Origin of the sequence: Megasphaera sp. UBA4233 (assembly GCF_002395615.1) — a bacterium.
GTDB lineage: Bacteria > Bacillota > Negativicutes > Veillonellales > Megasphaeraceae > Megasphaera > Megasphaera hexanoica.
The window spans coordinates 110904-135334 of sequence record NZ_DGXL01000020.1 but is presented as its reverse complement, the minus strand read 5'-3'; the positions used below and the strand labels follow the sequence as shown (position 1 = coordinate 135334).

32 protein-coding genes are annotated in these 24431 nt (G+C 48.3%); 2 read left to right on the top strand and 30 right to left on the bottom strand.

The annotated features are described in order from the left end of the window. Positions 1-10 precede the first annotated feature (10 nt). From B2U90_RS06770 to B2U90_RS06750, 5 genes are read right to left on the bottom strand one after another with little or no spacing between them, the layout of a single operon-like run. Positions 11-295: a hypothetical protein gene (locus B2U90_RS06770; RefSeq protein WP_292017452.1), complete on the bottom strand. Its 285-nt coding sequence runs from the start codon at positions 293-295 to the stop codon at positions 11-13. Between the two features lie 12 nt (positions 296-307). Next, positions 308-883, bottom strand: coding sequence for a GH25 family lysozyme (locus tag B2U90_RS06765; protein WP_292017451.1), 576 nt, complete (start codon positions 881-883; stop codon positions 308-310). Next, positions 870-1322: a phage holin family protein gene (locus tag B2U90_RS06760; RefSeq protein ID WP_292017450.1), complete on the bottom strand. Its 453-nt coding sequence runs from the start codon at positions 1320-1322 to the stop codon at positions 870-872. Before B2U90_RS06760 ends, B2U90_RS06765 begins: the two co-directional genes overlap by 14 nt. Positions 1323-1324: 2 nt before the next feature. Further along, on the bottom strand, positions 1325-1483 hold the full coding sequence (locus tag B2U90_RS06755) for a hypothetical protein (RefSeq protein WP_292017449.1): 159 nt from the start codon (positions 1481-1483) through the stop codon (positions 1325-1327). Continuing rightward, positions 1483-1959, bottom strand: coding sequence for a hypothetical protein (locus tag B2U90_RS06750; protein ID WP_292017448.1), 477 nt, complete (start codon positions 1957-1959; stop codon positions 1483-1485). Before B2U90_RS06750 ends, B2U90_RS06755 begins: the two co-directional genes overlap by 1 nt. 40 nt (positions 1960-1999) lie before the next feature. Between B2U90_RS06750 and B2U90_RS06745 the strand changes: the two genes are divergently transcribed. Together B2U90_RS06745 and B2U90_RS12600 are read left to right on the top strand one after the other, a co-directional pair. Continuing rightward, a complete protein-coding gene (locus B2U90_RS06745; protein WP_292017447.1) occupies positions 2000-3025 on the top strand; it encodes a tyrosine-type recombinase/integrase in 1026 nt (341 codons plus the stop codon). 187 nt (positions 3026-3212) lie between these two features. Further along, a complete protein-coding gene (locus B2U90_RS12600; protein ID WP_422655663.1) occupies positions 3213-3491 on the top strand; it encodes a gp53-like domain-containing protein in 279 nt (92 codons plus the stop codon). A 13-nt stretch (positions 3492-3504) separates the two neighbouring features. On the opposite strand, the gene B2U90_RS06740 is transcribed toward B2U90_RS12600, so the two are convergent. The 25 genes from B2U90_RS06740 to B2U90_RS06620 form a co-directional block, all read right to left on the bottom strand. After that, a complete protein-coding gene (locus B2U90_RS06740) occupies positions 3505-4743 on the bottom strand; it encodes a gp53-like domain-containing protein (RefSeq protein ID WP_292017446.1) in 1239 nt (412 codons plus the stop codon). Between the two features lies 1 nt (position 4744). Next, a complete protein-coding gene (locus B2U90_RS06735; RefSeq protein ID WP_292017445.1) occupies positions 4745-5290 on the bottom strand; it encodes a putative phage tail protein in 546 nt (181 codons plus the stop codon). Next, positions 5283-6317 (bottom strand): baseplate J/gp47 family protein, encoded by a 1035-nt coding sequence (locus B2U90_RS06730; RefSeq protein WP_292017444.1) that lies wholly within the window; start codon positions 6315-6317, stop codon positions 5283-5285. Before B2U90_RS06730 ends, B2U90_RS06735 begins: the two co-directional genes overlap by 8 nt. Then, on the bottom strand, positions 6310-6735 hold the full coding sequence (locus B2U90_RS06725) for a DUF2634 domain-containing protein (protein ID WP_292017443.1): 426 nt from the start codon (positions 6733-6735) through the stop codon (positions 6310-6312). Before B2U90_RS06725 ends, B2U90_RS06730 begins: the two co-directional genes overlap by 8 nt. Continuing rightward, positions 6732-7127, bottom strand: coding sequence for a DUF2577 family protein (locus B2U90_RS06720; protein WP_292017442.1), 396 nt, complete (start codon positions 7125-7127; stop codon positions 6732-6734). Before B2U90_RS06720 ends, B2U90_RS06725 begins: the two co-directional genes overlap by 4 nt. 11 nt (positions 7128-7138) lie before the next feature. After that, positions 7139-8629: an XkdQ/YqbQ family protein gene (locus tag B2U90_RS06715; RefSeq protein ID WP_292017441.1), complete on the bottom strand. Its 1491-nt coding sequence runs from the start codon at positions 8627-8629 to the stop codon at positions 7139-7141. After that, positions 8626-9366: a hypothetical protein gene (locus B2U90_RS06710; protein WP_292017440.1), complete on the bottom strand. Its 741-nt coding sequence runs from the start codon at positions 9364-9366 to the stop codon at positions 8626-8628. Before B2U90_RS06710 ends, B2U90_RS06715 begins: the two co-directional genes overlap by 4 nt. Then, on the bottom strand, positions 9366-12152 hold the full coding sequence (locus tag B2U90_RS06705; RefSeq protein ID WP_292017439.1) for a phage tail tape measure protein: 2787 nt from the start codon (positions 12150-12152) through the stop codon (positions 9366-9368). The genes B2U90_RS06710 and B2U90_RS06705 overlap by 1 nt, the downstream gene beginning before the upstream one ends. 181 nt (positions 12153-12333) lie before the next feature. Then, complete coding sequence (locus B2U90_RS06700; protein WP_292017438.1) at positions 12334-12696, bottom strand: phage tail assembly chaperone; 363 nt, start codon at positions 12694-12696, stop codon at positions 12334-12336. Between the two features lie 12 nt (positions 12697-12708). Then, complete coding sequence (locus B2U90_RS06695) at positions 12709-13164, bottom strand: phage tail tube protein (protein ID WP_292017437.1); 456 nt, start codon at positions 13162-13164, stop codon at positions 12709-12711. 13 nt (positions 13165-13177) lie between these two features. Then, positions 13178-14311, bottom strand: a complete 1134-nt coding sequence (locus tag B2U90_RS06690; protein WP_292017436.1) for a phage tail sheath C-terminal domain-containing protein — start codon at positions 14309-14311, stop codon at positions 13178-13180. A 3-nt stretch (positions 14312-14314) separates the two neighbouring features. Further along, a complete protein-coding gene (locus tag B2U90_RS06685) occupies positions 14315-14782 on the bottom strand; it encodes a phage tail terminator family protein (RefSeq protein ID WP_292017435.1) in 468 nt (155 codons plus the stop codon). Beyond that, positions 14779-15147, bottom strand: coding sequence for an HK97 gp10 family phage protein (locus B2U90_RS06680; RefSeq protein ID WP_292017434.1), 369 nt, complete (start codon positions 15145-15147; stop codon positions 14779-14781). The genes B2U90_RS06685 and B2U90_RS06680 overlap by 4 nt, the downstream gene beginning before the upstream one ends. Continuing rightward, positions 15147-15515: a hypothetical protein gene (locus tag B2U90_RS06675; protein WP_292017433.1), complete on the bottom strand. Its 369-nt coding sequence runs from the start codon at positions 15513-15515 to the stop codon at positions 15147-15149. Before B2U90_RS06675 ends, B2U90_RS06680 begins: the two co-directional genes overlap by 1 nt. Before the next feature lie 12 nt (positions 15516-15527). Continuing rightward, positions 15528-15884 carry a hypothetical protein gene (locus B2U90_RS06670; protein WP_292017432.1) on the bottom strand — a complete coding sequence of 119 codons (357 nt, stop codon included), beginning with the start codon at positions 15882-15884 and terminating at the stop codon, positions 15528-15530. Positions 15885-15900: 16 nt separating this feature from the next. Beyond that, a complete protein-coding gene (locus tag B2U90_RS06665) occupies positions 15901-16806 on the bottom strand; it encodes a phage major capsid protein (RefSeq protein ID WP_292017431.1) in 906 nt (301 codons plus the stop codon). Between the two features lie 15 nt (positions 16807-16821). After that, positions 16822-17457, bottom strand: a complete 636-nt coding sequence (locus tag B2U90_RS06660; RefSeq protein ID WP_292017430.1) for a DUF4355 domain-containing protein — start codon at positions 17455-17457, stop codon at positions 16822-16824. 195 nt (positions 17458-17652) lie between these two features. Continuing rightward, on the bottom strand, positions 17653-17844 hold the full coding sequence (locus B2U90_RS06655; protein ID WP_292017429.1) for a hypothetical protein: 192 nt from the start codon (positions 17842-17844) through the stop codon (positions 17653-17655). 5 nt (positions 17845-17849) lie between these two features. After that, positions 17850-19487, bottom strand: coding sequence for a minor capsid protein (locus B2U90_RS06650; protein WP_292017428.1), 1638 nt, complete (start codon positions 19485-19487; stop codon positions 17850-17852). Next, complete coding sequence (locus B2U90_RS06645) at positions 19429-20796, bottom strand: phage portal protein (protein WP_292017427.1); 1368 nt, start codon at positions 20794-20796, stop codon at positions 19429-19431. The genes B2U90_RS06650 and B2U90_RS06645 overlap by 59 nt, the downstream gene beginning before the upstream one ends. Beyond that, positions 20793-22076: a PBSX family phage terminase large subunit gene (locus tag B2U90_RS06640; protein ID WP_292017426.1), complete on the bottom strand. Its 1284-nt coding sequence runs from the start codon at positions 22074-22076 to the stop codon at positions 20793-20795. The genes B2U90_RS06645 and B2U90_RS06640 overlap by 4 nt, the downstream gene beginning before the upstream one ends. Continuing rightward, the gene (locus tag B2U90_RS06635) at positions 22073-22843 is read right to left on the bottom strand and encodes a hypothetical protein (RefSeq protein ID WP_292017425.1); all 771 of its coding nucleotides are present in this window, start codon (positions 22841-22843) and stop codon (positions 22073-22075) included. Before B2U90_RS06635 ends, B2U90_RS06640 begins: the two co-directional genes overlap by 4 nt. 41 nt (positions 22844-22884) lie before the next feature. Beyond that, positions 22885-23448, bottom strand: coding sequence for a GTP cyclohydrolase I (gene folE / locus B2U90_RS06630; protein WP_292017424.1), 564 nt, complete (start codon positions 23446-23448; stop codon positions 22885-22887). A gap of 5 nt (positions 23449-23453) precedes the next feature. Continuing rightward, positions 23454-24107 carry a radical SAM protein gene (locus B2U90_RS06625; RefSeq protein ID WP_292017423.1) on the bottom strand — a complete coding sequence of 218 codons (654 nt, stop codon included), beginning with the start codon at positions 24105-24107 and terminating at the stop codon, positions 23454-23456. Next, the gene (locus tag B2U90_RS06620) at positions 24091-24429 is read right to left on the bottom strand and encodes a 6-pyruvoyl trahydropterin synthase family protein (protein WP_292017422.1); all 339 of its coding nucleotides are present in this window, start codon (positions 24427-24429) and stop codon (positions 24091-24093) included. The genes B2U90_RS06625 and B2U90_RS06620 overlap by 17 nt, the downstream gene beginning before the upstream one ends. Positions 24430-24431: the final 2 nt, after the last annotated feature.

The window sequence follows — 24431 nt, the reverse complement described above, 5'->3', positions numbered from 1 at the left end:
TATTTACTTCTTATGCCTGTGCTGTTGGGATTGTCTTATTCAAGATATATTTTGTCAGCCAGATAGATCCGTTGATGAGCAGTGGTAGGATGATGCCGTCACGGGCTTTATCCCATCCTGTCTCTGTTTTTGCTTGATCCTGGATGGTAGCGACAAATTTATTTGCTACATCTTCCACTGCTGGCAACACTTCTTCCAGTACTTTCTGGGTAACGATTTCTTTTAATTCTTCTGTTACTTCATCGACGTTCAAGGTATCAAGTACACCGTCTCTGATTTCTGTCCATTTACTCATGATTTTTTCCTCCTAGTTTAAATCCAAATACCATTCGTTCATGTCTACATTGGTATCGCCAATATATCCCTGGTCGCTGTACTGCCAGCCCGCCAGTACATGTACTGGGAATTCATCCGTGAAGTCACAACGGTTGCTGTACTGTGCTACCCAATAAGGCACATAGCCAGCCAGTGCCTGGACGTTGATAACATCTTCCAGTGTGGACAGGCTGGCATAGATGCCGCAAGGAATACCTTTTGCGTTGATTGCATTGATGAAGGCACTGCAAACTGCCGTCGGATCATCTGCGTTCAAGCAGGCTCGAGATTCAAAGTCGAACCACACGCCCATAGGCGGAATCCGTTTGCCTAAGAGATACAGTACTTCATTGGCTTCTTCTGCCGCTTCTTCCGGTGTGGATGCCTGGCTATAGCAATATACGCCCCACGGAAGATTTCTTGTTTCGCACTCAGATACGTGGCCCCACCAGGTATCCTCGATGCTCGTCCCTTCCGTGATTTTTACGATGACACCCGCAATTCCATGAGCTACGGCAGTATCATAATTCAAATCCTTTTGATAATAGCTTACATCAATGACCTTCATGGTATTCTCCTTTCTTATCTGTTAATTGCTCCAACGCATCTCGTAGTTTCTGTGGGATGGGTAATCCTGCTTTTGCAGCGTTTTCGACTATTGACAATCCCTCGTTCCCTAAAAAGAACCATACAACAAGCGATTGTATGGCTGGCTGCCCGGTTGCTTTATCTAACTCATGTGCCAGGGCTACGAGCATGAGTATTACAATTTTCTTGCAGATGCCTTTGAAGCCTTTCTGACTGTTTAAAGCAAGGGATGGGTTGATATATGCGGCCATTATGCCGGTTATATAGTCAATAGCCATAGCCACTAATAGAGCTTCAATCACATCATCCCATCCAATCAAATATGAAAAAGCAGTGCCAATGCACGACACAGCTGCCCACCATCCAACCTGGTTACCAGATGGGGCCATCTCGTGAAAAAAAGCGAGTAGTGTATTCATCGTTAATCACCACTCGTTTCTGTTTTTTTGCTGTCTGATGTCGTAGCATCAGCGGAAGCCTTTTCATCTGTATAGTTCACGCAATTCGGATTCTGGCAGGTGCCGTCATCACGGAGTACATGAGCACAGAATTTACAACGTTTTTTGAGTTTAAAAGCCATTAGTCAGCACTTCCTTTCTTCGCCGCTTCCAATTCTGCGGCAATAGCATCGGTCTGCTCTTTGTAGTATGCGTTCAAATCCGCAAATTCGTTTTGGATGCTTGCAGCCGTATCCGTGTCGCCATTGAGAGTGGCAACAAGCAACGACTGCCCAAGCTCCTGCTGTGCCGATGCATATTCAGCATCAAGCGCATTTTGTTTAGTTGTGGCTTGTTCTTCTGCGGTCGGTTCAGGCGCGACATATGGCGCAAAGGTGCCATCAGACTGCCGGCAATATTCCTGGCTGGCGTCGTTATTACCGAGCAAATTATTGTAGTCTTTTGAGCTGACAAAGACAAACCCCTGGTCAAGCAGGTCTTGTACTTTTACACTCCCATCCGTAACGGTCCCGTCCTGGGCAACATAATAATGAACGTTGGCAGCATACGTCGCACCGCGCCGCCCGTCGTCGCCGAATTGAATTAAATAATCTTTCATGTGGTATCCTCCTGTTATCAATAATTTATGAGGTGGTCATATGAGAAAACCTAATGGGTATGGGTCAATTAAACGTCTCTCTGGTACTCGGAGGCGGCCGTTTGTTTTTGTAGTGTCGGAGCATGGCCGGCAGAAGCCAGTTGAATACTTTGCAACACAGGTCGAAGCTGAAATTTTCGCGGCTGATTATAACAAAATCCATAGAAATCGCTCCCTTCCTGGTCACAAAATCACGTTTGCCGAACTATACCACCGCTGGATTACACGACATATAGCCGATACCAGCCCGTCAGACAGCGCCATAACCGGCTATAGGAATTCATACCGCCATTGCTCCGTACTTCACGGCATGGAATACGAGAAAATAAAATATCAGGATTATCAGACCGTCATTGACGGAATGCGCAGGTCTGGGCTGTCATACTCCAGTCTGAAGAAAGTACGGTCGCTCATATCCCTTATGGCTTTCTACGCCATCAAAATCGATATGCCCTGCCGGAACTACGCACCGCTCTTATCACTGGGGCGTAACAAGCCAGTGCATCCGCATAAAACCTTTTCCAGGCAAAAAATAAACCGCCTCTGGTCCATAGCGAACCATAACGGTGTGGATACTATATTGATATTGCTGTATACAGGCATGCGTGTTGGTGAGTTGCTGGCGCTCCAGAAGTCGGATATCAACCTGCGTCAGCAAATCATCAGGATAACACACAGTAAAACAGCCGCCGGAATCCGTATTATCCCCATCCATCACCGTATCCAACCGTTTATAACGTATCGGATGCAGTCATCCGGTACATACCTGATAACCGACAGCAACGGCCGCTCATACGATTATAGCCGCTACTGTCTCATCTGGCGCCGTATCATGCATGACATCCATGCGGACGGCCATACTACCCACGACTGCCGCCATACCGTTGCCACGCTTTTGGACAATGCTGGAGCGAACGAGACAGCAAGACGCAGGATATTAGGCCATGCCGGCGGAGACGTAACTGAGCGCGTCTACACGCATAAAAACCTGCGACAGCTCCGCAAGTGCATCGAATTACTGAAATGATTTGTTACTAATGCGATACTATATGAGCCGCATGCAGATGCATAAAATATGTCTGCTGTGCGGCTCTATTACTGTTACTATTGATACTCTAAAAATCGGTAAAATCTGCATCCATAGTTGATTTTATTTAATGCAGACTACCGATGATACGGTTGATTTCGTGTTTCTCATTTAGCAAAAAAAATATATTGATAATTATGGATTTCTCATCCGTTTTAGATGTTCACCTATTCCCTTTATACAGTGGGGAAACATAAATGTGGGTACTACAGATACTAAAGTCACACTGCCAATCAGTTTTAGCAATAATGCATATCGAGTCATAGTTACATCTACATGGAATACCGAGGCAATCGGAAGCACTTTAACAAAGGAATTCCATAACACTGGTGGAAAAACTACATCTGCATTTTACATTAAGTCAAATTATTCCAATGCCATGGATTGGTTCGCTATAGGATATTAATGTGTAAAAAATATTATTTTCCTATTGTCAGCCAATGGACAATGCCGCCACTGAAAGCTTTTTCTTTTGGCCAATATCCTCCTGTTTTGAATTGCGAATTCGTATCTTTAATGAAGCACCAGATGGCGTTTTCGCCTAGTGTGAAGTTACCGTTATCAGTACAAACTCCTTCGTAAAAGCTTGTATAGGCAATATTAAATTTTATAGTCTGTTCGTTACTACCAACGTCCGCTTTTCCCCACTGTATAATTAGGCCGTTGGCCCATTTGGCGTACCCATTCGCCGCTAAATTCGCAGCTACGATGCCGCCGCAGTTCTGTGCATTGGCGCCGATTGTATTTCGTACGTCGGCGGCGCTGGTGTCGTCAAGGATGGTGCGGGCAAAGGCGGACAATGTCGTCAGGCCGGCCGACGAGGCGCCGGTGAAATAGGGGATTTTATCGGCGGCTGGGGTCGTACCAATTAAGGCTTTTAAAGCATTGGAAAAATTACGCACCCAATCTGCAGTCGTAATTTCCGTTCCTCTGGAATCATAAGATGGAGTATTCCCACTAATGTTCGTTAAATTACCACTAGTATCAGTATTGAACATAATCCCACCACCTGGGATATTCCTCGAATTAACGTTTGTAATGCTTATGGTATGCGAGCCATCGGTTTTATGATTCAATCGCACGAATCCGTACCGATTACCATCTGAACCGGTAAACACAAAAATATCTTTTTGAGATTCCGCACTTGGTTTTGTCGCCGCCTTGACATTTATGTTTTGCATAGTCAATGTCCCGGTCATCGTATCGCCAGCTAGTTTTACGTATTTTTCAGATGCAGACCCCGTCCCGCCATTTGCGACAGGCAACACCCCGGTAACGCCTGGTGTGATATTTGCAGTCCCGTCGAAAGATGCAGCTGAAGTTGATGCTAAGTTTGTCTGAATCGTTCGTGCAGTGGCTAATTTAGTCGCACTGCCAGCATTGCCTTTGATGCCATTAGCGTGCGCTGCTGTATCTTTTTCGTGATTTTCTTCTTTTACTCCAGCTGAATCGATATCATCTTTTAAGCGCTGGTCGTTCGAAAAAAGCTGTTGAGCCATGTCATTTTCGAGCTTCGCGTGTACAGGGTCATTTGTTATACGCTGTGGGAAGCCGTCGGTATTAAATTCCAGCGTATTATCTATACCTTCTGTAGGCCGATTCTGGTTGTTGATTGCTTCCGGGAAATCTGTTTTCCATTTATCCAGGTAATTCGCCATTTTATTTATCACTCCATTCCGTCATACTGGTTCCGTATGTATACGTACCATCAAAATTAATTTTTCCATTCCAGGACCATCCCAGATAGACATAGCATCCTAAATGGGCCGGCTTGTATGTCTCTATGGTTTCCCGCATTTCCTTTAAAGATGCTTCATCCGTCCGTGTTGTGAAGACGATGAAGTAATATTTGTCGTTATGTTCTTCTACATTCCCAGTGCCATACGCGTTGACAATATCCGTAATTCGTTCTAAGGTCGTTGTCTGTGGGCCTTTCAGGGCAATTAAAATACGGTTCTTTCGTTTTTCCGGTGGATCATCTGCGTTGTATTGCAGACCTAAAAACGTCTCCCAATCCGGGATTCCCCATGTGGCAGTTTTGACAAAGAACTGTTTCGTCACATCCATGAGCTGTAACCGTTGTGTCTCGTGCTCACTGGATAACGCCGCCAGGGTATGTTGAAATACTGGATCTTTTTCCAAGAATGCCGGCAGATACCGTGCCAGGTCTACTGGATCAATACGGAGAAAATTAAAATCAGCCATTAATAGTCACCTCGGTACACTGGGCAATCTGTTCCGTTGTGACGGTCACCATGGTAGAACTGCCATTAACGGTAAGGGACTCATAATCATTGACACCACAAGACGAATCCTCCAGAATCATCTTGCCGATCATTGCACAAGTGACGCGGATATTTGCAAACTGATGAGAGCCGAAATATGCGTTGACGACGGTCTTGATGGCTGCTGCATCAGCATTCTTGCTGTCTAATGGTGTAATCGCGATTTTGACCTCAAAGATGTCCGGGGCTGCAACAGTCACCGTGGCCCCAATGGGGCGGACAGACTCAATATAATCAGCTACCGTCTTTTGCAGGGACCCAGAAGCCGGGTTCCCGTTGCTGTCTGTCAGTAATACCTTTACTGTGCCGTTCCCATTCCACAATGGCAGGACCACAACCTTTCCTACGCCTGCAATACTGGTAACCCATTGGATGTATTCATTCTTATTCCCCGATGTCGCCGGCTGCCGGACTTTAAAAATCAGCCGGTTATATAAGGACGCATCATCTTCTTCGTCAAATCCATCGTACGTTGCCTCTGCATTAGTAACACTGCTGATACCGGGGATAGACATAGGAATAACCGTAATAGTACCGGCTTCTACATTCCCTATGGTACCGCCAGTCGTACATTCGACAGGGATATCCCCGCTCCGGGTAATCGTAGCCGCTTTTGTTGTCTGGAAGGTAATGCCTGATTCTGTCTGGAACAGGCTGTTCAGGGGGACTACGCCGGTCCCGGTAATAGTGACCGCCCCTTTCGCTTTGACAGCCTGCCGCCGGAAAATGCCATGTTCCTCTGCCCGCATAGCGAGGTAATCACCCCAGGATGTTTTCGCAAACGCGGCTTTATATGCCTGCTCCCGTTCTACTTCCTGTTTAGCAAATTCGATGCTGTTCGCTGCTAGTACATCGTATGTAAATGTACCTTCATAACTGGATGCATCAGTGCTTGTATTTTCCTGCAGTTCGCTTAAAATCTCATCCTGCTCGCGTGCTTCATACATCGACACTCACCTCCCCATAAATCGTAGAAATTACAATGGATATAGAAACGCTGTCGCCTTTATGGGTAATCTCAACACTATCGATACTCTTGATATATGGATTCACCATCAGGCACTCGATGATGACACGCTTGATTTCGCTGTATCTCTGCTGTACTCCCATGACCTTGCCGATAAACGGCCTTAGCTCAATACCATACTGCCAGCTGTAAGCCAGGTACCGGAAGCGTTCGGTGCTGAGTGCCTTATAGATCCAGATTTTGATAGCTTCATCGCCTTCCACTATAACGTGCTTCCCTTGTGCATCGTAGAGGAAGCAGTCCTTGTCAAAGTCCCAGGCATATTCCTTCGGGACCGGCAGATCTGACGTGTAAGTATTGGCCGATACAGCCCCGGTAAATGGATATGATTCACTCATAATTTCACCCCGCTGTCTACTACCCAGTACAGCTGTTCGTCCTGCCCATAAATCGGGATGAGCAACACGGCTGTACCCGGTTGTAAGGTATCCGTCCATGTTTCATCATTATCGATGGGGTGCCGGTGGCTTTCATACTCGGCATCGCCACTCCCGCCTGCTTTGTCGCTGGTTTCGCCTTTAACGTGGCGGGTATAACCAGGGAGCAGGTACCGGGAACAATATAGGTCCTTATTCGTTAATGGGATATTATTGGCCCGGACCACCAGTTCAGGCGGGGACTGTTCTACAATACCAACCAGTGCCCCCCGTGGCAGCTCGTCCTTTATAACTCTATGCATGATATCTACAATAGCGGCCACCGACTGGGAAGCCGCAGGGATTCCGGCCATACTGTCACCCCCTACATATGACTTGTTTTGATAATTTTCGTTGGTGTCTGACCGATATTATAGATACCGCCAGTCCCGACAGCCCCGTTGCCATTATTGGCGCTGGAGTTGTTACCGACATAGCATCCGTCACCGCTATAGATGACTACATGGTCATTATCGCCATATACAACACAATCCCCTACTTCCAGCTGTCCCTGGTCGAAATCAATGACGCCATCGCCGGCATCTCCCACCAGCCTGTCAACACCTGCTACGCCGTCATCATATTCCTGTTTCAGGAACGGGCTGTAATAACTGCCAATGCGTGTAGCCGCTTCGACACAGCCTTCCGGCCCATCCGGCATAGTGGCACCTTCCCAGGCGGCAAAGCCTGCCTGCACGCCTTCAGTGGCCGCTAAGTTTGCCCCACCAATGGCAGACGCGGTACGGCCTGTTTTCGTTTTTATTTCTTTGGGCTTTTCTTCTTTGTTCATGATGTTCTCGAATTCGATTTCGAGCCGCATTTCATGGATACCGTTCTCAAAAGTATGCGTATCGGATTTAATCCAGAATTTTCCGCACAATTCTGTCAGGATATCCTTAATCTGGATAGAATAAGAGGATTTGGCAGCATAATTACCGAGCATATCAATAATCCCGGTCCGGTCGGGGCCATGGAACAACTTATTGATGGCTTCCTGGGTATTGTCATTCGGGTTCTTCTTATAGACATCCTGCACCATGGAATACTTCTGTATCCACTCATCTTTTGTCTGATAGCCCGTGACATTGCCCTGCTGGTCCGTAATCATGACGCTGTTGACCATGCTTTCAATAGATTCTTTATACTGGCTGTTCTCGATGTTTATATATTGATTGGCCTCCATGCCTTCGATGAGTTCGCCTTTTTTGATGACATTCAGTTCATCGCCGCGCATGACCGGATGGAAGAGAACGTCCGGATCATCCTTGTTTTCCTTCTGGGTGTTGATTTGATTGGCCGCGTCAGTATAGGCAATCATGATAATCTGATAGCCCGTCTTTTCCTGAGCAATGAAAGAGACTTTCTTCCCTGTCTCGGCCAGTTTCCCGACTTTGATACCCAGTTCACTACAGACCTCTTTTGCAATGTCCTCAGCCAGCATATCCGTGAATTTCCGCGTCGTTTTAGACCGGCAAAGGATGAACAGATTATCGTAGGCCATGACTGTGACAGTAGACTGCTGTACATTTTTTTCGACACTGTACACATTGCCCTGGAACTGCAGGTTCCCGTCTTCATCATAGCCATAGACCGTCTCACCACAGTTGATGACGTAGTTCGGAAGGTTCGGGTCCCGGGCGTCCTGGACATAAGAAAATGTCAGTTTCCGGGCCACCTGAAGCCGTGAGCCTTCCCAGGTAATCTTGCCAACAGTAAGCCGTGATATGTCATTCAGCACGTCTTTCTGAGTCGTTGTCTCCCGTCCGCTTGCGTCTTTCGTTGTCTCCGTGACGATCTGCTTATGCTTGATGATCAATTCTTGATCACCCACTTCCGGATTTGTCCGGCGTTATTGATGACCAGACTCTTCAGGTTATTGCTTTTTACGACACGGCGCCAATGGGTATAATCCCCGTAGGCCTTCTTAGCGATATCCATCACATCACAGCCTTTCTGGAATAATGCTTTGCCTTTAGAGACATTAGCCTGTTCTTCCTTGATTTTGGCATCCAGGTCAACCGGACGTACTTTAAGCCCTGTCGCGTCGTCAATCGGCTTTTCATTATTGGCCGCCGGGACATTGAGTTCTTTGTACTCCGTGAAATTGAGCGTATAGTAGATATCCCGGCTGCCATCCTGTTCCCAGTAGGAGAACTCCATGATGGCCATCTGCATGTTTACCGGAGAATCGGTAATGATGACACGCACCGGCTTTCGGGACGCTTTCCATTCTGTCAGCTTCTCAACACAGGCAGTCGGGTCTGTGTAATCACCTACGACGAACGGATAATCATGCACAGTAGACGGGAAGAAGCAGGAAAATGACAGTGTCCGGGCTTTTGGCATCCCAAACACTGTAACTTCCCCGACCTGTGTAATATCGACGACTTTATTCTTTTGGCCATCTCCGACAGTATACTTTGCCGGCGTTACCGGTATGACCAGGCGCCCTGTAGGACCTTCAATGATGATCTGCCGTCTTCCGCTTACTCCGCCACTGGAGAAGATGGCCGAAAGGACCTGTATTGTATTGCCTAACGTGCCCAGACTCATCAGTAACCACCTCCGTAATTGGCATGCCCCTGGGAAATCAGTTTAGCCAGTTTATAGGCGATGCGGTCTATATCGGCTTCTTCCCGGACATAGAAGGTATTGCCTTTGACGACGACCGGGCCGCCTGCCGGCATGCTGCCATCCAGCTCATTCTGGATGATGCGTTCCGTTGTAGCATGTGGATAAATACGGCTTCCCCGTGGCAGGTCTACGATTTCGCCACCCCGTTCATTGATTTCTGTCCAGCCACCAGAATAATAAGACGAGCCGGACGCGTTATGCCCGAGCGGGAAAATAGATGAAAACGCACTGTCTAACGGTCCCGAACCACCGAACGTAGGGACGGATGCCGCTGCAGAACCTAATTCCGTCAGTTTATCTGCAGCGGAACTGGCCAGCCCTGCCAAAGGCTGGCAAACATTGCTATCAAACCAGCTGCAGAAATCAGCCCAGGCATTTTCTGCATTGGCGCAGGCTTCGGAAAAACTATTCACGATTCCCTGCCCTGTGTATTCAGCTCCCTGCTGGATATCGTCCCAGGTATCATTGGCCCAGTCATTCAGACTGTCCAGTTTCTGTCCTGCCGATGTCTTCATATCCTCCCATGCCTGGCCCATTTTCTGCGCCATGTCCTGTACATCAGCGTCAAACCGTGGCCCCATGTTAGCAAAATCAGCTTTCATTTCAGACAGGGCACGGGAGAATGGCTGCTTCATCCGGTTCCAGTCAATCCGCGCGAACGCATCACCTAGTTTTTCGCCAAAAAGGCCGCCGCCTATCCCACCAGCTAAACCGCCTATGGCAGCGCCGACAGGCCCAGCCAAACCACCGGCCATAGCTCCTAGTTTCGCACCGCCGAGCCATCCTAGTCCGCCACCAACGGCGCCGCTTATCGCTGCACCTCGTTCTTCTTCCGGGGCATACGCAACGTTCAGCGCAGAGCCAGCCAGATACGTCAATCCACCCAATACAGGAAGACGCCTCATTACACCTCCGATACGGGACGATGACGGCGTCTTCGTTTTAGATGGCGTTTTCGTACCTGGTGTTCCCGGTGCAGGAGTGGAAGGCGTATTAGATGGTGATTCCTTCCCATTTACAATGACGGTCCTGGCTGATACCATCATATCTTTTACGCCTGTCGTACTTGATTCCGGTCCTGCAGGTGGCTTTGACGATTTCGTTATCAGCCCCTGGACGGAACTGCGTACTTTCTGTGCTAAGTCATATAGCTTCTTCAGTCCGAATGCCAGGGCGCCTCCTGCCAGTACAGACCCGATGCCGTCAAAGGCAAGGAATTTATCTTTCAGATCTTTTATTCCTTCTCCTATCAGTGACAGGACGGACCGGGCTCCCAGACCATGTTCCTCAACCACTCCGCTGAAATCGCTCAAAAGCTTGTCGGCTTCCTTCACGAAGTCACGCAGGCCATTACTGGTATTGCCTTTCATCAGCGACATGGTAAAGGCGTCCCAGTCCCCGGACAGATATTCCAGATCACCGGCCAGATTATCCAGGCGGATGTCAGCCATTTTCTTTGCTGCCCCTGCCGAATTATCAATAGAATCAGCCAGTGAATTGAACTTGTCATCCGATTCATTAACAATGCCCAAAAGCCCTGACATGGCTTCCTGCCCTGCCAGCGCTGATGCTACCTGCGCTTGTTCTGCTGGGGTTAGCTGCTTGAACCCATTCCGTATATCTATCAGGATATCCCGCAGAGGTCGCATATTACCAGCGGAATCGGTAATAGAGAGCCCCAGTGTCTGCATGGCTTCCGCCGAATCTTTAGTTGGCGATGCCAGACGGGTCAGGAGTGCTCTCAGGCTGGTACCGGCCTGTTCACCTTTGATACCGGCATCCGCCATGGCGCCGATAGCCAGGGCCGTGTCCTGGATGGTATACCCCAGGGCACCGGCCAACGGAGCGACATACTGGAACGTATAGCCCATTTTGCCGACATTGGTATTGGAACTGGTCGCCGTGGCCGCCAGGACATCAGAAAACATGGTGGCATCTGACGCTGCCAGCTTGAACGATGTCATAGCATCCGTCACGATATCCGATACACGCCCCAGGTCTTCACCGGAAGCAGCGGCCAGATTCATGACACCGGGAAGGCCGGCAATCATTTCATCTGATTTCCACCCTGCCATGCCCATATATTCCAGAGCCTGTGCCGATTCTTTGGCTGAGAATTTCGTTTCGGCGCCCATCTTCATGGCAGCATCGGTCAGACGTTGGAATTCGTCTTCTGTCGCCCCGGAAATAGCCTTTACGGCACTCATTTCCTGCTCGAAGTCCATATAACCTTTAACAGCGTCATAAATACCAAAACCGATGCCCGCAGCCCCTGCCATCTGCATACTGGTGCCCATGAGCATTCCGCCGGCCATGCCAGACATGGCGTTCTTCATATCCTGCAGGCCCTTGTCTTTCATAGCATTGGCCCGCACATTCAGGGCAACCGTATACGCTTTCCCTTTCAAGCCATTCAATTCAGCCTTGACTTTGCGTATCGGCTCCGTCGCGTTGTCTTTTGCCCGGATAGTTACTTCATACGTGCCGCGGATGCCCTGGAAGGACCGTTTGGCTTTATCCGCCTGCTGGGCCGCCCGTGACGCCGCCGTTCCTGCCTTCCCCATTCCGGCCGCAACATTGTCCGTTGCAATGCCTGCATCCTTTAATGTACCTGTCAGGTCCCTGAAACCGGACCGTGCTTTATTGACCTGCGCCGTGAACTGGTCCTTGAGTTCCAGTGTAGCGCTCAGTATGTAATTGCTCATAGCATCCGGTCTCCTCTCACTTTTAATGGCAGCAGTATCAGCCGCTCCTGCCGTTCCTGTTCATGCATCATGGCCTGATAGCAGAATATCTTTTCCACTGGATCCAGATGGAAGAACCAGTCCAGTGTATGCCCCCTGAGAACCAGAAAAGCGGCCGTAGCCGCTTCCCAGTTCTCCTCAATCAGTTTTTTATTTCTTCATGTACCTTTGCTTCGATATTTTCACCATAGCCCGACAGACTGGCGATTTTTCTTGCAATGGCCGGTACTTCTCCGGCGTCAAATAGCTTATCAACGATATCCGTCGGTTCTGCACAGCCATAGGCCTGCTGCAGTGCCGCGTCTTTCAGATTCGGAGCTACGACGCTGTTGAGGATGCAGTATTCATCCCCGCCATCCGACATATCGATAATGTCGGCCATCAGGCTCCCAGACATTTTCTTTACGGTCATTACCCCGACGCTGGTAGTGATATCAAATGTTTCCTGTTTCTTCTGCTCGATTTTTTCTTTCTGATTAATCAGATCCTGCACACTGACTGCCATGTAATACTCCTCCTATTCTACGGTTTCTACATAAGCTGCATCTTCCGGCGTGAAGCCGAAGGGATATTCTTTTTCAACTACCTTGCCTTTTTCAAAACTCATCAGATCCAATTTGTTGAACCAGACATTATCGATCGAGACGCGTTCTTTCTGGGCATCAATCATATCCGGGTCTTCCAGCAGACCTACCAGAGTTGTCCGCGGGTCGTGCCCGGCTTTCCATTCTTCGAGGAATTTATTCAGATTGCGGTTAATGACGCTCTTGATTGTAATCGTCCCGGTGCCTTTCAGTGATACGATTTTGCTATCTACGCTGTTACCGATCAGCACATCTTCACGCTGTGGCTCTACGTTTACCTCAAACTTTTCGATTTCAAAAAGCAATTCATTGTCCCACCATACCTTGCCGTGGGACCCGTTCCAGCGTCTACGACCTCGATACTGCACATCAAATGGGCTTCTTGCCATTTATAAGACCTCCTTACAGGGTAAAATCAATCGTCAGATTTTCCATAGCATCTACGAGACGGATATTGCCGACCAGCGCAACCGTATCACCGGTATTGTACTGGCGGATTTCCATGACCGACATTTCCGTCGGGTCATCACCATGGAGCTTAGCATAGTTGCTCTGATACTCTTCATTGATATCTACCGTATTATCGGCATCAGCATCCAGTACGTTCCCTTTGATTTCGGAGAAATAGACCAGAATAGCCGAAATAAACAGCATCTTATGGTCGTAATCATTGATGACCTTGCCGACATAATATTTCTTGAACGTATCACGGATATCATCGGTAATCATATCCATGCCTTCAATGATCTTAATCTTACGGAATTCTTCGCCCTTGTCCGTGGTGAAGGTCGTAAGGGAATTGCAGGCGCGGGCAATCTTAACACCATCGCCATCCTGTTCATCGATGAGAAGCAGTTCGCCTTTGTCAATCAGCGTATCGATATCTTCGTAGACCTCTACGCTTTCTACTTCTGTTAGTTTAAAATACGTGGCACTGCGGTCCAGAGACAGCCCTGCCAAAATACCAGCAATACGGGCTGTATACTGTAACGACGTATACGTTGTATAGACAGGATTGCCAGAGCTGTCGGTATCAGTCTGCACCTTGATATCGTTCGTGCAGAAGTTGACAACCCCTTCATGGTCGGCGGCCTGTTCAGACAATACGGCCTTGAAAGTTTTCCGTTTTGTCGTGCGCTGCGTCTTAATCCATGATGCCAGGTCATTCTGTTCCTGCGTCGTGGATGTCGGGGCACAGAGCCAGTTCCATTTGATGTTGGCCAGCATCTTGAGGACGTTGGCCTGTGTCTTAGTCGCGCCTTCTACGGTTGAAAGGGGCAGTGTGTACACCAGGACCCGAAGTGGTGTCCCGAGCAGACATTTCTTGATCAGGTCTACGTTTTCATCGGTAAGACCCGTTTCCGGGATATCTGATACATCCCGGATCGTATAGTTATGGATTTCATCTTTCGATTCATTGTGGAGGATCATCGCAACGATCCCCATGGCACTCCGTTTAATAGCTGTCGTGCCTTTCGTACGGAAATTAATCAGTACCTGCGGCAGACCGAATAATTCCTGTTCCTGTGCTGGCATAGTCTATTCCTCCTCTGTCAGATCAGTCCCGTTCACCTGCAACTGCATCGACTGCATCAGTTCATACTGGACGCGGCCGGCTTCTTCATCGGTCCAGGCGTCACGGAAATCAAGATTAAAAATATAATGCAGGATGTCATCCACGACGGTCATCTCTGCATCCAAAATAGTGATGTGCCGGTCCATAATGGCCAGCACCGGCCGGATTGTCCTGTCAAGGGTATCCGCTACATCATAGACAGCTGTGCGGTTAACCCGGCCCATGGCGTCTTTCGGATGGATGTAGGTAACATCCACCTGGATCAGACGGTCACTATATACATCATCGACTGTTGTCGCTGTCGGCATCAGTTCGACATAAAAATAAGGCGCATCCGATTTTTCTACATTATCGAAGTGCACCCTGCATTCCGGGTATTTTGTTTTCAGTACGTTTACGATGGCCGCTTTGATTTCACGCAGTGTAATCATTCATCAAGCACCGCCTTCATGATGGTATCAGCATCATCCCGGAACGTCTTTTCCGCCTGCAGCATCCCACGATGGAGCATTTTGCTCCCCTTTACGAATCCTTTCCCGCCACGGGTCCGGTGTCCGTATTCGACATGAGCGGCATATTCGACGTTATTATAGATTTCCACCTTGCCCTGTACCGCCCTGGACCGTTTCCAGCCACCTTTCAGCCGGCCTGTATCAACAGGAGTATTGTCCTGAACTTTCCCCCGGATTACTTCTGCTTCCTGGGCGACGAACGTGTTCATCTTTCTAGCTCCCTGTTCCTCGATTTTGGCTAATCGCTCATCGAAGGCGTCGAAGCCACCAAAATGCATTCCCATCAGGCTTCCTCCTCTCTTCGGACGCTGATTTCCTGATGCGTCGGATACTTGAAGGCCTTTGCGGCATTGAGCTGGAACGTCTGCCCATCATGGGTAATCGTCAGTATGTCGTTCGGCAGGATATCGTACTTAGGATCCAGACAGATGCGCAGGTCCGTCCTTGTGAAAAATTCCCGTGCCAGCTGCCCGCTCTGCAGTTCTTTCCCGTATTGCGTCAGATGACACGGGGTATCCGTATACACGGCCACAAGGTCATAATCATCGGCCCCCTCCGCATCCTCTACGGACTGCTGGCGGTATACTGTCACTGTATCAGTGTACATATACTGCGATAACAGGGCCTTGCATCGGTTCCAGGGCATAGTCATACCTATCACCTCTTACAAGCTCATAGGACGGCGATACAGATTCAGTTTCGGCTTGATGCTGTTAAAATCATCCTCTATTGGGCTACCTGTAGCCGTCGTATCCGATACTGCGAATTCATATTTGGTGTCATTCTGTTCGATGCTCTTTACCGGTGTCCGGCCGCCGGTCTCCTTATCCTCCAGCCAGCGTGTCACCATTTCCTCTGCTACATATACCAGCGCTTCCGGGAAATCCCCCCGGTTGCAATAATCCAGCACATCGTACACGAATTTCCGGGCCAGTCGTTCAGCTGGAGCTGCCGTTGCAGAGGTCACTGCAACGGCTTCCGTAATCTGGGAGACGGCCTCATCTGCAGTAATCACACGCATAGGCTATCTCTCCTTCTTAACCGGCTGTAGACGTGGTTGTTTTTGGTGCCAGTACGGCAAATGCTGTTTCCTTTACAGGCAGGAAGCCCAGACGCATAGTGGCTTTAATGGCCACCATGTCATTCTCTGCCAGGGATAACGGCTTGCTGTCCTCCATGGTAATCGTAGTCAGTGTCGCTTCCCGGAGTGTTTCATACTGAATCTGGTCACGGATGCCGATGATGGAATACTTCCAGTTGCCGGCGATTGCACGGGCTTTCGTAGCATCCCAGGCACCATTACGGCAGAATTCAATCGGCTGAGCATAGAGTGTATTCTGGTCTACGTCCTGTACATACAGCTGATTGCCGTTAGCGTCACGGAGTTTACGCAGGGAATTCTTCATATCATACCCAGCAACGAAACCGTCTACATCCAGGCCGTTGTCTTCTACTTTTGCCATGACATCCGAGATGTCCAAATCCAGCTGTTTGTTCGTACCTTCCGTGACTGTATATTTCCCGGCTGTAGCCACACCTACGATGTTCTTTGCAAACGGGCTGTTTGTGCCGAATAAGCAGGCAGCATCAATAGCTTTGTAAAAGGCTTCCGCAATGTACGGCTTAACAGTAGAAAATACGTCGATTGTCGTATCTTCCAGTTTTTCCTTGCTAACCGGAATAATAACGCCGATTTTCTTAGCCACCAGTTCCGGAAAAATCCACTGAGCAACAGATGTCTGGATGCGTTCCGTTTCACCGACCCAGTACGCCCCAGGACCGGATACCATGACCGGGAATTTCTTCGTTTCCGATTCCATCGGCTGCACTGTGGATAAGCGCATCACGCTGGAGCCCCGGACAACATCCGCAATGATTTCAGCCGCAATCGGAGTGGGGACAAACCCTGTTAAATTGTCTTTTAAATACGTAGTATCTGCCATAATAAATTCCTCCTCTTATCGTTTAGCCTGATTCTTATAAATTGCTTCAAAGAAGCCGTTTTTCACGCCTGCACCTGCATTGTTACCGCTCCCAGTACTCCCGGCTTTTGGGGCCTTGCCTTTGAGTTTTTCATTTACAGCTGTTTCTACGGCTTTCTTGAACTGCTTATCAAATGTTTTGATACGTTCCATAGTAGACTCATTGTCATCGGCGATAAGGTAATCCATGAACTCCACAGGCAGATTACGGTCAGCCAGTACCTTGACCATTTCGAGCTTCAGTTCTTTACGGTTCAGCTCTTTTTCTTTGGTCTCCAGTTCCTTTTTCATGGCCTCCTGTTCTTCCTTAGCCCGTTCTTCTTCAGACAGTTTGGACAGGCGTTCAGCTTCTTTCTTAGCCTTTTCTGCCTTTAGCTGGTATTCCCTTTCCCATCGTGCTTTGGCTTTAGCCAGCGCCTCGTCAATCCGTTTCTGGACATCCGTTTCCTGTGCGGGGCCAGTCGTGCCGGATTTCTGCTCGTCGTCATTAGTGCCTGCGGAGTTGCCCTCATCTGACCCGGTAGTACCTGGCGTTGTGGTACCTGTTGTACTGCCGTTACTACCTCCATCGCTATTGCCGAAGCGCTGCAGGTCAAAAATAAAATCGTCCATGCTCTCCCTCCTTAAAAATATACATCAAAAAAGCGCCTGATTTCTCAGACGCTGGATCACTATGTACTTGTTATTGGCGGCCCCTTCTTCCGGGGAGCCTTATTGTACCAGTCTAACTGCATAACTGCCTCCTGTTCCGGATACGAAAAAAGCACCAAGCTCAGAAAAGGCTGGGTGCTTTTATGTTATTTTAGTTTAACCTGTGAATGATGCTAACTCTTCGTGTTTTTTTATCATGGAATTCATCTTTCTATCCCATTCTTCTTTTGCTTCTTTTACCTTATCAGGGGTACCTGGCTTAAAGGGGCAATTTATTTTTGAGAAATCCAGATAGGGCATAAATATTTTTTCTAATTTTTTCATATCATCAGAGGTATTAAATCTCATAATGTTCACCTATTTTCTAAAAGTTTCAGGGTTCGAATTTCCGTATAAACCTCATCAAAGCGTTGTTGAATAAGCATTTCCTGCGCATAATTGCTCACACTTATATTATATCCTCTCTTTTGAAGTTCTACAAGCTTTTCCCTACACTTACGAATTACCCAGTCCATGTATCCATCCATAGTATGATGTGAATTCCTATACCTTTCTGCATCTTTCCAATGTATAAGCTCATGAACTATGGTGCTTAGTGGGTTATCAGGCAGTACCCCATCTTTTTGCAGTGTCATCATCTTTGACTCATCGAGTAATGCAAGCGTAATAAATACCCTGTTCTGTTTCCAGTTATACATGGCCAGTGAGTTCGTATCAAGTTGCAACTCAGTTGCTATGTAGAAATCAGGTAAACTATAATTAGCAACACCTATAACTTTAGCAGCGCTTGCAACCCGTTGTTGCAAGACATGCATCTGTTTTGGCTTTAATGTTATGCCATTAGCAATATGTAAATTGGGTTGAGTGGCAATCTGCCTAAAAGCCAAATTTTTTCCCGACCTTTTAACAATCTCTTCTTCATTTGATAAAACCACTTTTTTAAAATTTTGAACGGAAGCAGCGCTTACATATTGCTGATACCATTCCCGGTACGTCATGTCAGCCGGTACATAGTATGCCTTGTCATTATTGTCTCTGGCAATCCGTGTCCCGGTTTTCTTCTTCCCTGGTCCGTACAGGCTGCCACTGATAGTAGAACGGCAGTTTGGATGCAGTGGCGGAGCAGTACTGCCGGGGCTGTATTCGTCCAGTTCGTAGACATGGCCATCGTGTTCCCGGCAGGTCGCTGACGTACGACGGTCCAGCGTTGCAATGAACCGATAGTATTTCATACCTGCATCTTTGATGCTGTCATAAGCGGCTCTGTTCTCGCTGAAATTCAACTCCGTCCGGACCAGACGTCGGGCATCACTGACACCTACATCCATTCGCCGGGAGACCAGCCGGGACAGTGTATCTATACTGGTGCCTCTGTGCGTAGCCTGGACTATGGTTTGCTGGATAGTCTGGGCCAGTTTTGCATTATTCTTCCAGATCCGCTGACTATAGTTTTTGTCGCTCCATGGTGTTTTCAGGATATCCAGCACCTGTTTATCGTCAACAGCCGTTACCGCAGATTGTAACCCGGCTTTTTGACCGATATTGTACAGATTATGATAATAGAAGTCCTTATAGGCTGTCGGCAGGAACCGGTCTACTCTGTCTTCCGTTTTCTTTGTCAGGTCTGCAAGGTGTACCAGTGTTTCAGAGTACAGCTTATCCAGCCGGGTAATCCGGCTGCGCATGGCCAGCGTATTCAGCTCCCGGAGAATTTCCGCGCTGCCTGTATCCCGGTACTGTTTCAAATAGTCCTGTATATCCATACGCCATACACGGTACTCACTGCCTTGCAGGAGCTGGGATGCTTCTACATATGTCAACTCGTTATCCCTGGCAAATCTGGCATACAGGTCGTTAACGTCCTTACGGATATGCTCCAATGCCTGTCGGTAGTAAGCAATCAGCTCGACTTCCAGTTCCTGTCGGCACTTCTTATTCCATTTCTCCTCCAGCTCCGCCATCCGCTGGGCCCAGTACTGTTCGTCCGTCATTTATATCACTCCCGAAAGCGTCCTGGCGTTCCGTTTCTTCCCTCTTAAGTTCATCCATTTCAGTCGCCGGGTCGGCAATAAACGGCAGCAGGGACAACAGCCGCTTCTGGGAAACCAGACCATACAGCTCTTTAACGATATCTGCCTGCTCTTTGATATCCGCCGGGATGTTCGCCGTGAAGGCGATTTCAATATCCCGGAAATCAATCGTTGCCGCACTTTTCGTCTTCAACATACCTGCAATCAGCTCTATCCGGCGTTGCAGGCCCTTCTTGAATCCGACTTCCTTACGGCTGCGGATCTGCTCCATGCCGATGAGCTTATACTTGATAGCGACACCGGAAGCATTCCCGGAAAACGCCTCATCGCTCATATCCGGCACGCTGGAAAATTTATGGATATCTTTCTCCAGCCGGGTCTTCATGTTCTCGATATACGTGTCATTGAGGTTCTTAATCAACCATTTCGCATCTGAGGATTCATCCGGAAGCATCAGCACTTTATTCCGGCGCATTTCCTGTATATCCTCGGCTGTCGTTCCACCCAAACCACACAGACACAGATACGCATCCGTGAAGTCCTCCATGTCATCCATTGTACAGCTCTGGGCCAGGTTATAGGCGTCAACCTGAGTAATCACACCTTCAAAATCGCCGGTATGGAGCTGATTGTTGGCGTATTCGACGATAGGTACACCGTCAAAAAAATGAGGCTGCGGGCCGCTTATCTGACGTAGTGTACCGGAATTGTATGCGTAGTTGGTTACGGTATGTTCGTCATACACATCTACGAATTCCTGATACGTCACGCCGTCCAGATCATAAACCCGGTAATGGCGAAGACCATATAGAATATTTTCTTCCAGGGATGCATCACAAATAAGGATGACTTCCTCTGAAGGAATCGTCTGAAAACGGATATTGGCGTCATCATCCATGTACAGCAGTTCATAACCGTCCCCTGTAATGCTGGCTTCCTCTGCCAGACCCATGTTATGGGCGGCTTCATCGTTATACTTGAATACTTCCTGCAGGGCTTGCACTTCGTCACCATTGCCTGTAAAGGACGCATAGGCTACTGGTTTGCCGATAAAAAAGCCGGTGTTCATATCGGAAATATACTTACAGAAATTGGCTATGACCTTGTTATTCGGTGCGCCGTTCGCCCGGGCTTCCTTATGCAGGATATCGTGATGCCCAAGGTAATAGTCTTTCAAGTGCAGGATACGCTGATAAAACGTGTCATGCCGCAAACAGACCTGGGCAATATCCTGCATAGATAATTCGGTTTTGGTTGTCTGTATCTTCATAACCCAAGGTCCTCCTTACGTAATGCAAATTTCAGGTTGGCTACATCGTAGTCATCCAGCCCGTACCACATAGCACTGAATGTATGAGGGTCCCGGTTGAACTCATCCGGGATGATTTCGTTGTCCCGTGTCGTAGCATACGTCAGCTCCTGCAGCTCCTCGATACAGTGCGGGCACTGGTCGGAACAGATGATCCGGTGAAACCGTTTCATCTTGCGCGTGTTATCCAGCCGGGAATGTCGGGTACCGCCGTTGCTCTTATGCGTGGCTACCATGTTAAAGCCCCGCTTTTGGTAATATCGGATGGCTTTCGGTTCCGCACAATCCGCTTTAATGCGTTCCCGGGTATGGACGAATTCCTGCAGGTCATCCGCCGTCTCATCATCGGTCATATGGTTCTTGTAATATTCCCAATAGATGTACAGCCATTTATGTTCATCATCTATGGCCATCCGCAGAACTGCGTTATAGGATTCTTCGAACCCAAAGTCCATGCCTACCCGGCGGAACCGTTGTGGGATATGGTCAACTGCTGCCATGACCTGATCATGCGGCTGTACCTCAAACTGGGGCAGGACCAGCAGGCCGTTGACACCAAACTGCCCTAACCTGGCAATACGATACAAGTCCTCGTCATACGTCTTCATTTCGTCCAGCTGTTCGATGTACTCTGCCGGCAGAAACAAATTATCGTCGGCCACGGAATGGTGGTAATAGACATTTCCTACCTTCAGGACGCGTTTTTCATACAGCTCCTGGTCATCTATCCTCTTATTTTTGAAGAAGAACTTATAGGTCCAATTCGACCGGGAAACCGGATTCGTAGACAGCAGCATATGCAGCTTTAGATTAGGATGCCGGAGACGGCCCAGCAGTTCCTTGAAGCCGGCGTACTTGATTTCAGAGCATTCCTCAATCCATATCAGGCTGACATTATTGATGGATTTTAGTTTGCTGGGCTTGTCAAGGCCCCGGAACAGGACCCGGCTTCCGTTGACAAATCTCATCTGCATAGGAGAGGCCGTGAACCGGATAACCTGCGTCAGCTCCATATCTTCACAAATTTCGTTGAACAGGGAAAAGCAGGAATCCCGGATGGTGTCATAAACATCCCGGACAACCAGACACGTCCGTTTTTCCGCTAACAGCTTCAGAATGATTTTTAACGCCACATGATAGGATTTGGAAGAACCGTACCCGCCTACAAGAAAATAGAATTTATAATCCCAGTTAAATAAAAAATCCTCAAAATGAGGATTCACTTCTTTCACAATATTCATTCAGCAGCCTTCTCTTTTCGCATAATGGTGATATGGATGTCCTGTACATCCTGGGAAGCAGCTCTGTCCTTAAGGATCCGCTGCTTAGCTTCAATAGCCCGTATTTTCTTCTCCTGTACACGCGTGAGGGCTTCCTCGATGGCTAATATTTTTTCAGATAACCGCTGCTCCGTCGTAACCATGATATGATCTTTTTCTTTTCTGGACTCTTTTAGCAGGGTAGTATCTTGTACCAGGTCAAAAGTATTGGCGGAGTTCTTCTGCCGCAATTCCTCCCGTTGCCGTAACAGGGCCTCCCGTAATTTCAGCATACGAAACTCCCGGACAGCCAGGAACTGAATAGTCCGGTCAATCTGGTCCAGCGGGTCCGTCGCCGCTGCGTTAAAGATACCGACTTCTTCCGCTGTAAATGTTGATGTCAGTATCTTAGCGTACTCCCCTGTTATCAAGCCGTTCTGGTTTCCGACCGGGGCGCCGCCTCCCGGACGGTGTTTTCCTTTGGCATTCTGGTTGCCTTTCGGTGCACCGTGCCCTTTAGCATTCTGACTGCCAAAAGGGGCACCGCGCTTCTTCTTTTTTGCAACTTTTTCCGGTTGCAAATGGGGCGGGTCGCAACTTTTTTTGCAACCCTTTTCTGGGTGTTTCCAGTAACGCACAGCCCAGGATTTTACAGTGGACAGAGCCACGCCATGCTTTTCTGCAATATCCGCGTACTTCATTCCCTGTAAATAATCGTTGTATGCAAGTTCCCACAATTTCAATTTCACATACCCACCACCACTCTTTTCAGTTGTAATGAATAACCCGGTTACCGAAGCATTTCAAGGAACTCAGAAAATACATCCGGGTCATTGAATGCGCCATGCTTTGCTACGGTCACAGTCTTGCTCCCCGGTTTCTTAATTCCCCGGGCCGTCATACAGGAATGGTTTGCTTCGATACGAACGCAGACATGAGGCCCGACAATCCGGGACAGTACATCCGTGATATCCTGCCCGATACGCTCCTGCAACTGCAGCCGTTTACAGCACATATCCACGATACGGGCAATCTTTGACAAACCGATGACTTTTCCTTCCGGCAGATACGCTACACTGATTTTCATATTGTAAATCAACGCCAAATGATGCTCGCAATAGGAAAAGGCCTCAATGTCCTTTACTATTACCATATCCGCATTAGTACAAGGGAACGTCTTGCCATACATTTTTGCCAAATCCTGATTGGTATACTGTTCCCCTGCCCAGACTTCCTCCAGCATCCGGATGACACGGGCCGGCGTTTCTTCCATGCCTTGCTTTATCTGAATGTTCAGCGCAGACAGGAGGTCACGAACGGCCTGTTCAGCCTTTCTACGGTTTTCTGTCTCCATATACTTCATACTCCTCTCATACGCGGGTCCCAGATGAATTTATGCAGCTGTAACTGGACCCGCCAATGCACCAGCCGTCGTTCTTTCATAAACGCCACAATATCTTTTGGCTCTATCTTCCCAAAGACCGGGCTTACATAGATTGGCACATCTGCCAATCTGCTTTTAAATGCATCGTAGAAGTCAGCGGCCTCAACAAGGTCCGAAACAGATCCGACAACAAACTTCAGCACATCCAGGGGCCGCAGGTGCTCAAAGTTCGGCAGGAACATAGCCTTACCCATGCCGGAAGAGCCACACTTATAGTCTATGGTAAAGAATGTGTTGTAATATGCCTGATAAGGCCGTATGTCTATACTGCCATTTGTTTCCACATTGACTTCATGCCCAGATAAAGCCTCTAGTAAAGGGCCTATCGGCTGCTGTAACGGTTCTCCGCCTGTCAATGTAACATTGGTATAATGGACACTGCTCAGGATGTCCGATATAGCCATTGTCTTCCCCTGTTCAAAGGCATAAGCCGTATCACAGTACGAACAACGCAGGTTGCATCCACTTAGCCGGATGAATGTTGCCAGCTGTCCGGCCCGGATTCCTTCACCTTCGATACTGTCAAAAATCTCGTTGACAAGAAACGTATTCCTAAATTCTGGAGTCATAGATTGCCACGTTCCCTTCTGTTTCTTGTACCGCTGCCCTTACGCAATACGGAACGACCTCTGTAATCCATTTCGCAATATTTTCCGCTGTCGGGTTCATACCTGGGAGCTCCTGATTCAGTACATGATGATCCAGCCGCTTTTCTATCAGCCGTTTGATTGTTTTGAAGTCGATGACCATTCCATTAACATCCAGCTTAGGGGATTCACAGGTAATCGTGATTTTCCAGTTATGCCCGTGCAGATTTTGACAGGGGCTTTCGTAATCCAGCCTTAACTTATGTGCCGCGGAGACGGTAAACGTTTTTTCTACAATATACATAG

Bases quoted from the DNA above. Each gene is read 5' to 3' on its own strand.
- B2U90_RS06770 (WP_292017452.1), bottom strand. From the start codon at position 295: ATGAGTAAATGGACAGAAATCAGAGACGGTGTACTTGATACCTTGAAC.
- B2U90_RS06765 (WP_292017451.1), bottom strand. From the start codon at position 883: ATGAAGGTCATTGATGTAAGCTATTATCAAAAGGATTTGAATTATGAT.
- B2U90_RS06760 (WP_292017450.1), bottom strand. From the start codon at position 1,322: ATGAATACACTACTCGCTTTTTTTCACGAGATGGCCCCATCTGGTAAC.
- B2U90_RS06755 (WP_292017449.1), bottom strand. From the start codon at position 1,483: ATGGCTTTTAAACTCAAAAAACGTTGTAAATTCTGTGCTCATGTACTC.
- B2U90_RS06750 (WP_292017448.1), bottom strand. From the start codon at position 1,959: ATGAAAGATTATTTAATTCAATTCGGCGACGACGGGCGGCGCGGTGCG.
- B2U90_RS06745 (WP_292017447.1), top strand. From the start codon at position 2,000: ATGAGAAAACCTAATGGGTATGGGTCAATTAAACGTCTCTCTGGTACT.
- B2U90_RS06740 (WP_292017446.1), bottom strand. From the start codon at position 4,743: ATGGCGAATTACCTGGATAAATGGAAAACAGATTTCCCGGAAGCAATC.
- B2U90_RS06735 (WP_292017445.1), bottom strand. From the start codon at position 5,290: ATGGCTGATTTTAATTTTCTCCGTATTGATCCAGTAGACCTGGCACGG.
- B2U90_RS06730 (WP_292017444.1), bottom strand. From the start codon at position 6,317: ATGTATGAAGCACGCGAGCAGGATGAGATTTTAAGCGAACTGCAGGAA.
- B2U90_RS06725 (WP_292017443.1), bottom strand. From the start codon at position 6,735: ATGAGTGAATCATATCCATTTACCGGGGCTGTATCGGCCAATACTTAC.
- B2U90_RS06720 (WP_292017442.1), bottom strand. From the start codon at position 7,127: ATGGCCGGAATCCCTGCGGCTTCCCAGTCGGTGGCCGCTATTGTAGAT.
- B2U90_RS06710 (WP_292017440.1), bottom strand. From the start codon at position 9,366: ATGAGTCTGGGCACGTTAGGCAATACAATACAGGTCCTTTCGGCCATC.
- B2U90_RS06705 (WP_292017439.1), bottom strand. From the start codon at position 12,152: ATGAGCAATTACATACTGAGCGCTACACTGGAACTCAAGGACCAGTTC.
- B2U90_RS06700 (WP_292017438.1), bottom strand. From the start codon at position 12,696: ATGGCAGTCAGTGTGCAGGATCTGATTAATCAGAAAGAAAAAATCGAG.
- B2U90_RS06695 (WP_292017437.1), bottom strand. From the start codon at position 13,164: ATGGCAAGAAGCCCATTTGATGTGCAGTATCGAGGTCGTAGACGCTGG.
- B2U90_RS06690 (WP_292017436.1), bottom strand. From the start codon at position 14,311: ATGCCAGCACAGGAACAGGAATTATTCGGTCTGCCGCAGGTACTGATT.
- B2U90_RS06685 (WP_292017435.1), bottom strand. From the start codon at position 14,782: ATGATTACACTGCGTGAAATCAAAGCGGCCATCGTAAACGTACTGAAA.
- B2U90_RS06680 (WP_292017434.1), bottom strand. From the start codon at position 15,147: ATGGGAATGCATTTTGGTGGCTTCGACGCCTTCGATGAGCGATTAGCC.
- B2U90_RS06675 (WP_292017433.1), bottom strand. From the start codon at position 15,515: ATGACTATGCCCTGGAACCGATGCAAGGCCCTGTTATCGCAGTATATG.
- B2U90_RS06670 (WP_292017432.1), bottom strand. From the start codon at position 15,884: ATGCGTGTGATTACTGCAGATGAGGCCGTCTCCCAGATTACGGAAGCC.
- B2U90_RS06665 (WP_292017431.1), bottom strand. From the start codon at position 16,806: ATGGCAGATACTACGTATTTAAAAGACAATTTAACAGGGTTTGTCCCC.
- B2U90_RS06660 (WP_292017430.1), bottom strand. From the start codon at position 17,457: ATGGACGATTTTATTTTTGACCTGCAGCGCTTCGGCAATAGCGATGGA.
- B2U90_RS06655 (WP_292017429.1), bottom strand. From the start codon at position 17,844: ATGAGATTTAATACCTCTGATGATATGAAAAAATTAGAAAAAATATTT.
- B2U90_RS06650 (WP_292017428.1), bottom strand. From the start codon at position 19,487: ATGACGGACGAACAGTACTGGGCCCAGCGGATGGCGGAGCTGGAGGAG.
- B2U90_RS06645 (WP_292017427.1), bottom strand. From the start codon at position 20,796: ATGAAGATACAGACAACCAAAACCGAATTATCTATGCAGGATATTGCC.
- B2U90_RS06640 (WP_292017426.1), bottom strand. From the start codon at position 22,076: ATGAATATTGTGAAAGAAGTGAATCCTCATTTTGAGGATTTTTTATTT.
- folE (WP_292017424.1), bottom strand. From the start codon at position 23,448: ATGGAGACAGAAAACCGTAGAAAGGCTGAACAGGCCGTTCGTGACCTC.
- B2U90_RS06625 (WP_292017423.1), bottom strand. From the start codon at position 24,107: ATGACTCCAGAATTTAGGAATACGTTTCTTGTCAACGAGATTTTTGAC.
- B2U90_RS06620 (WP_292017422.1), bottom strand. From the start codon at position 24,429: ATGTATATTGTAGAAAAAACGTTTACCGTCTCCGCGGCACATAAGTTA.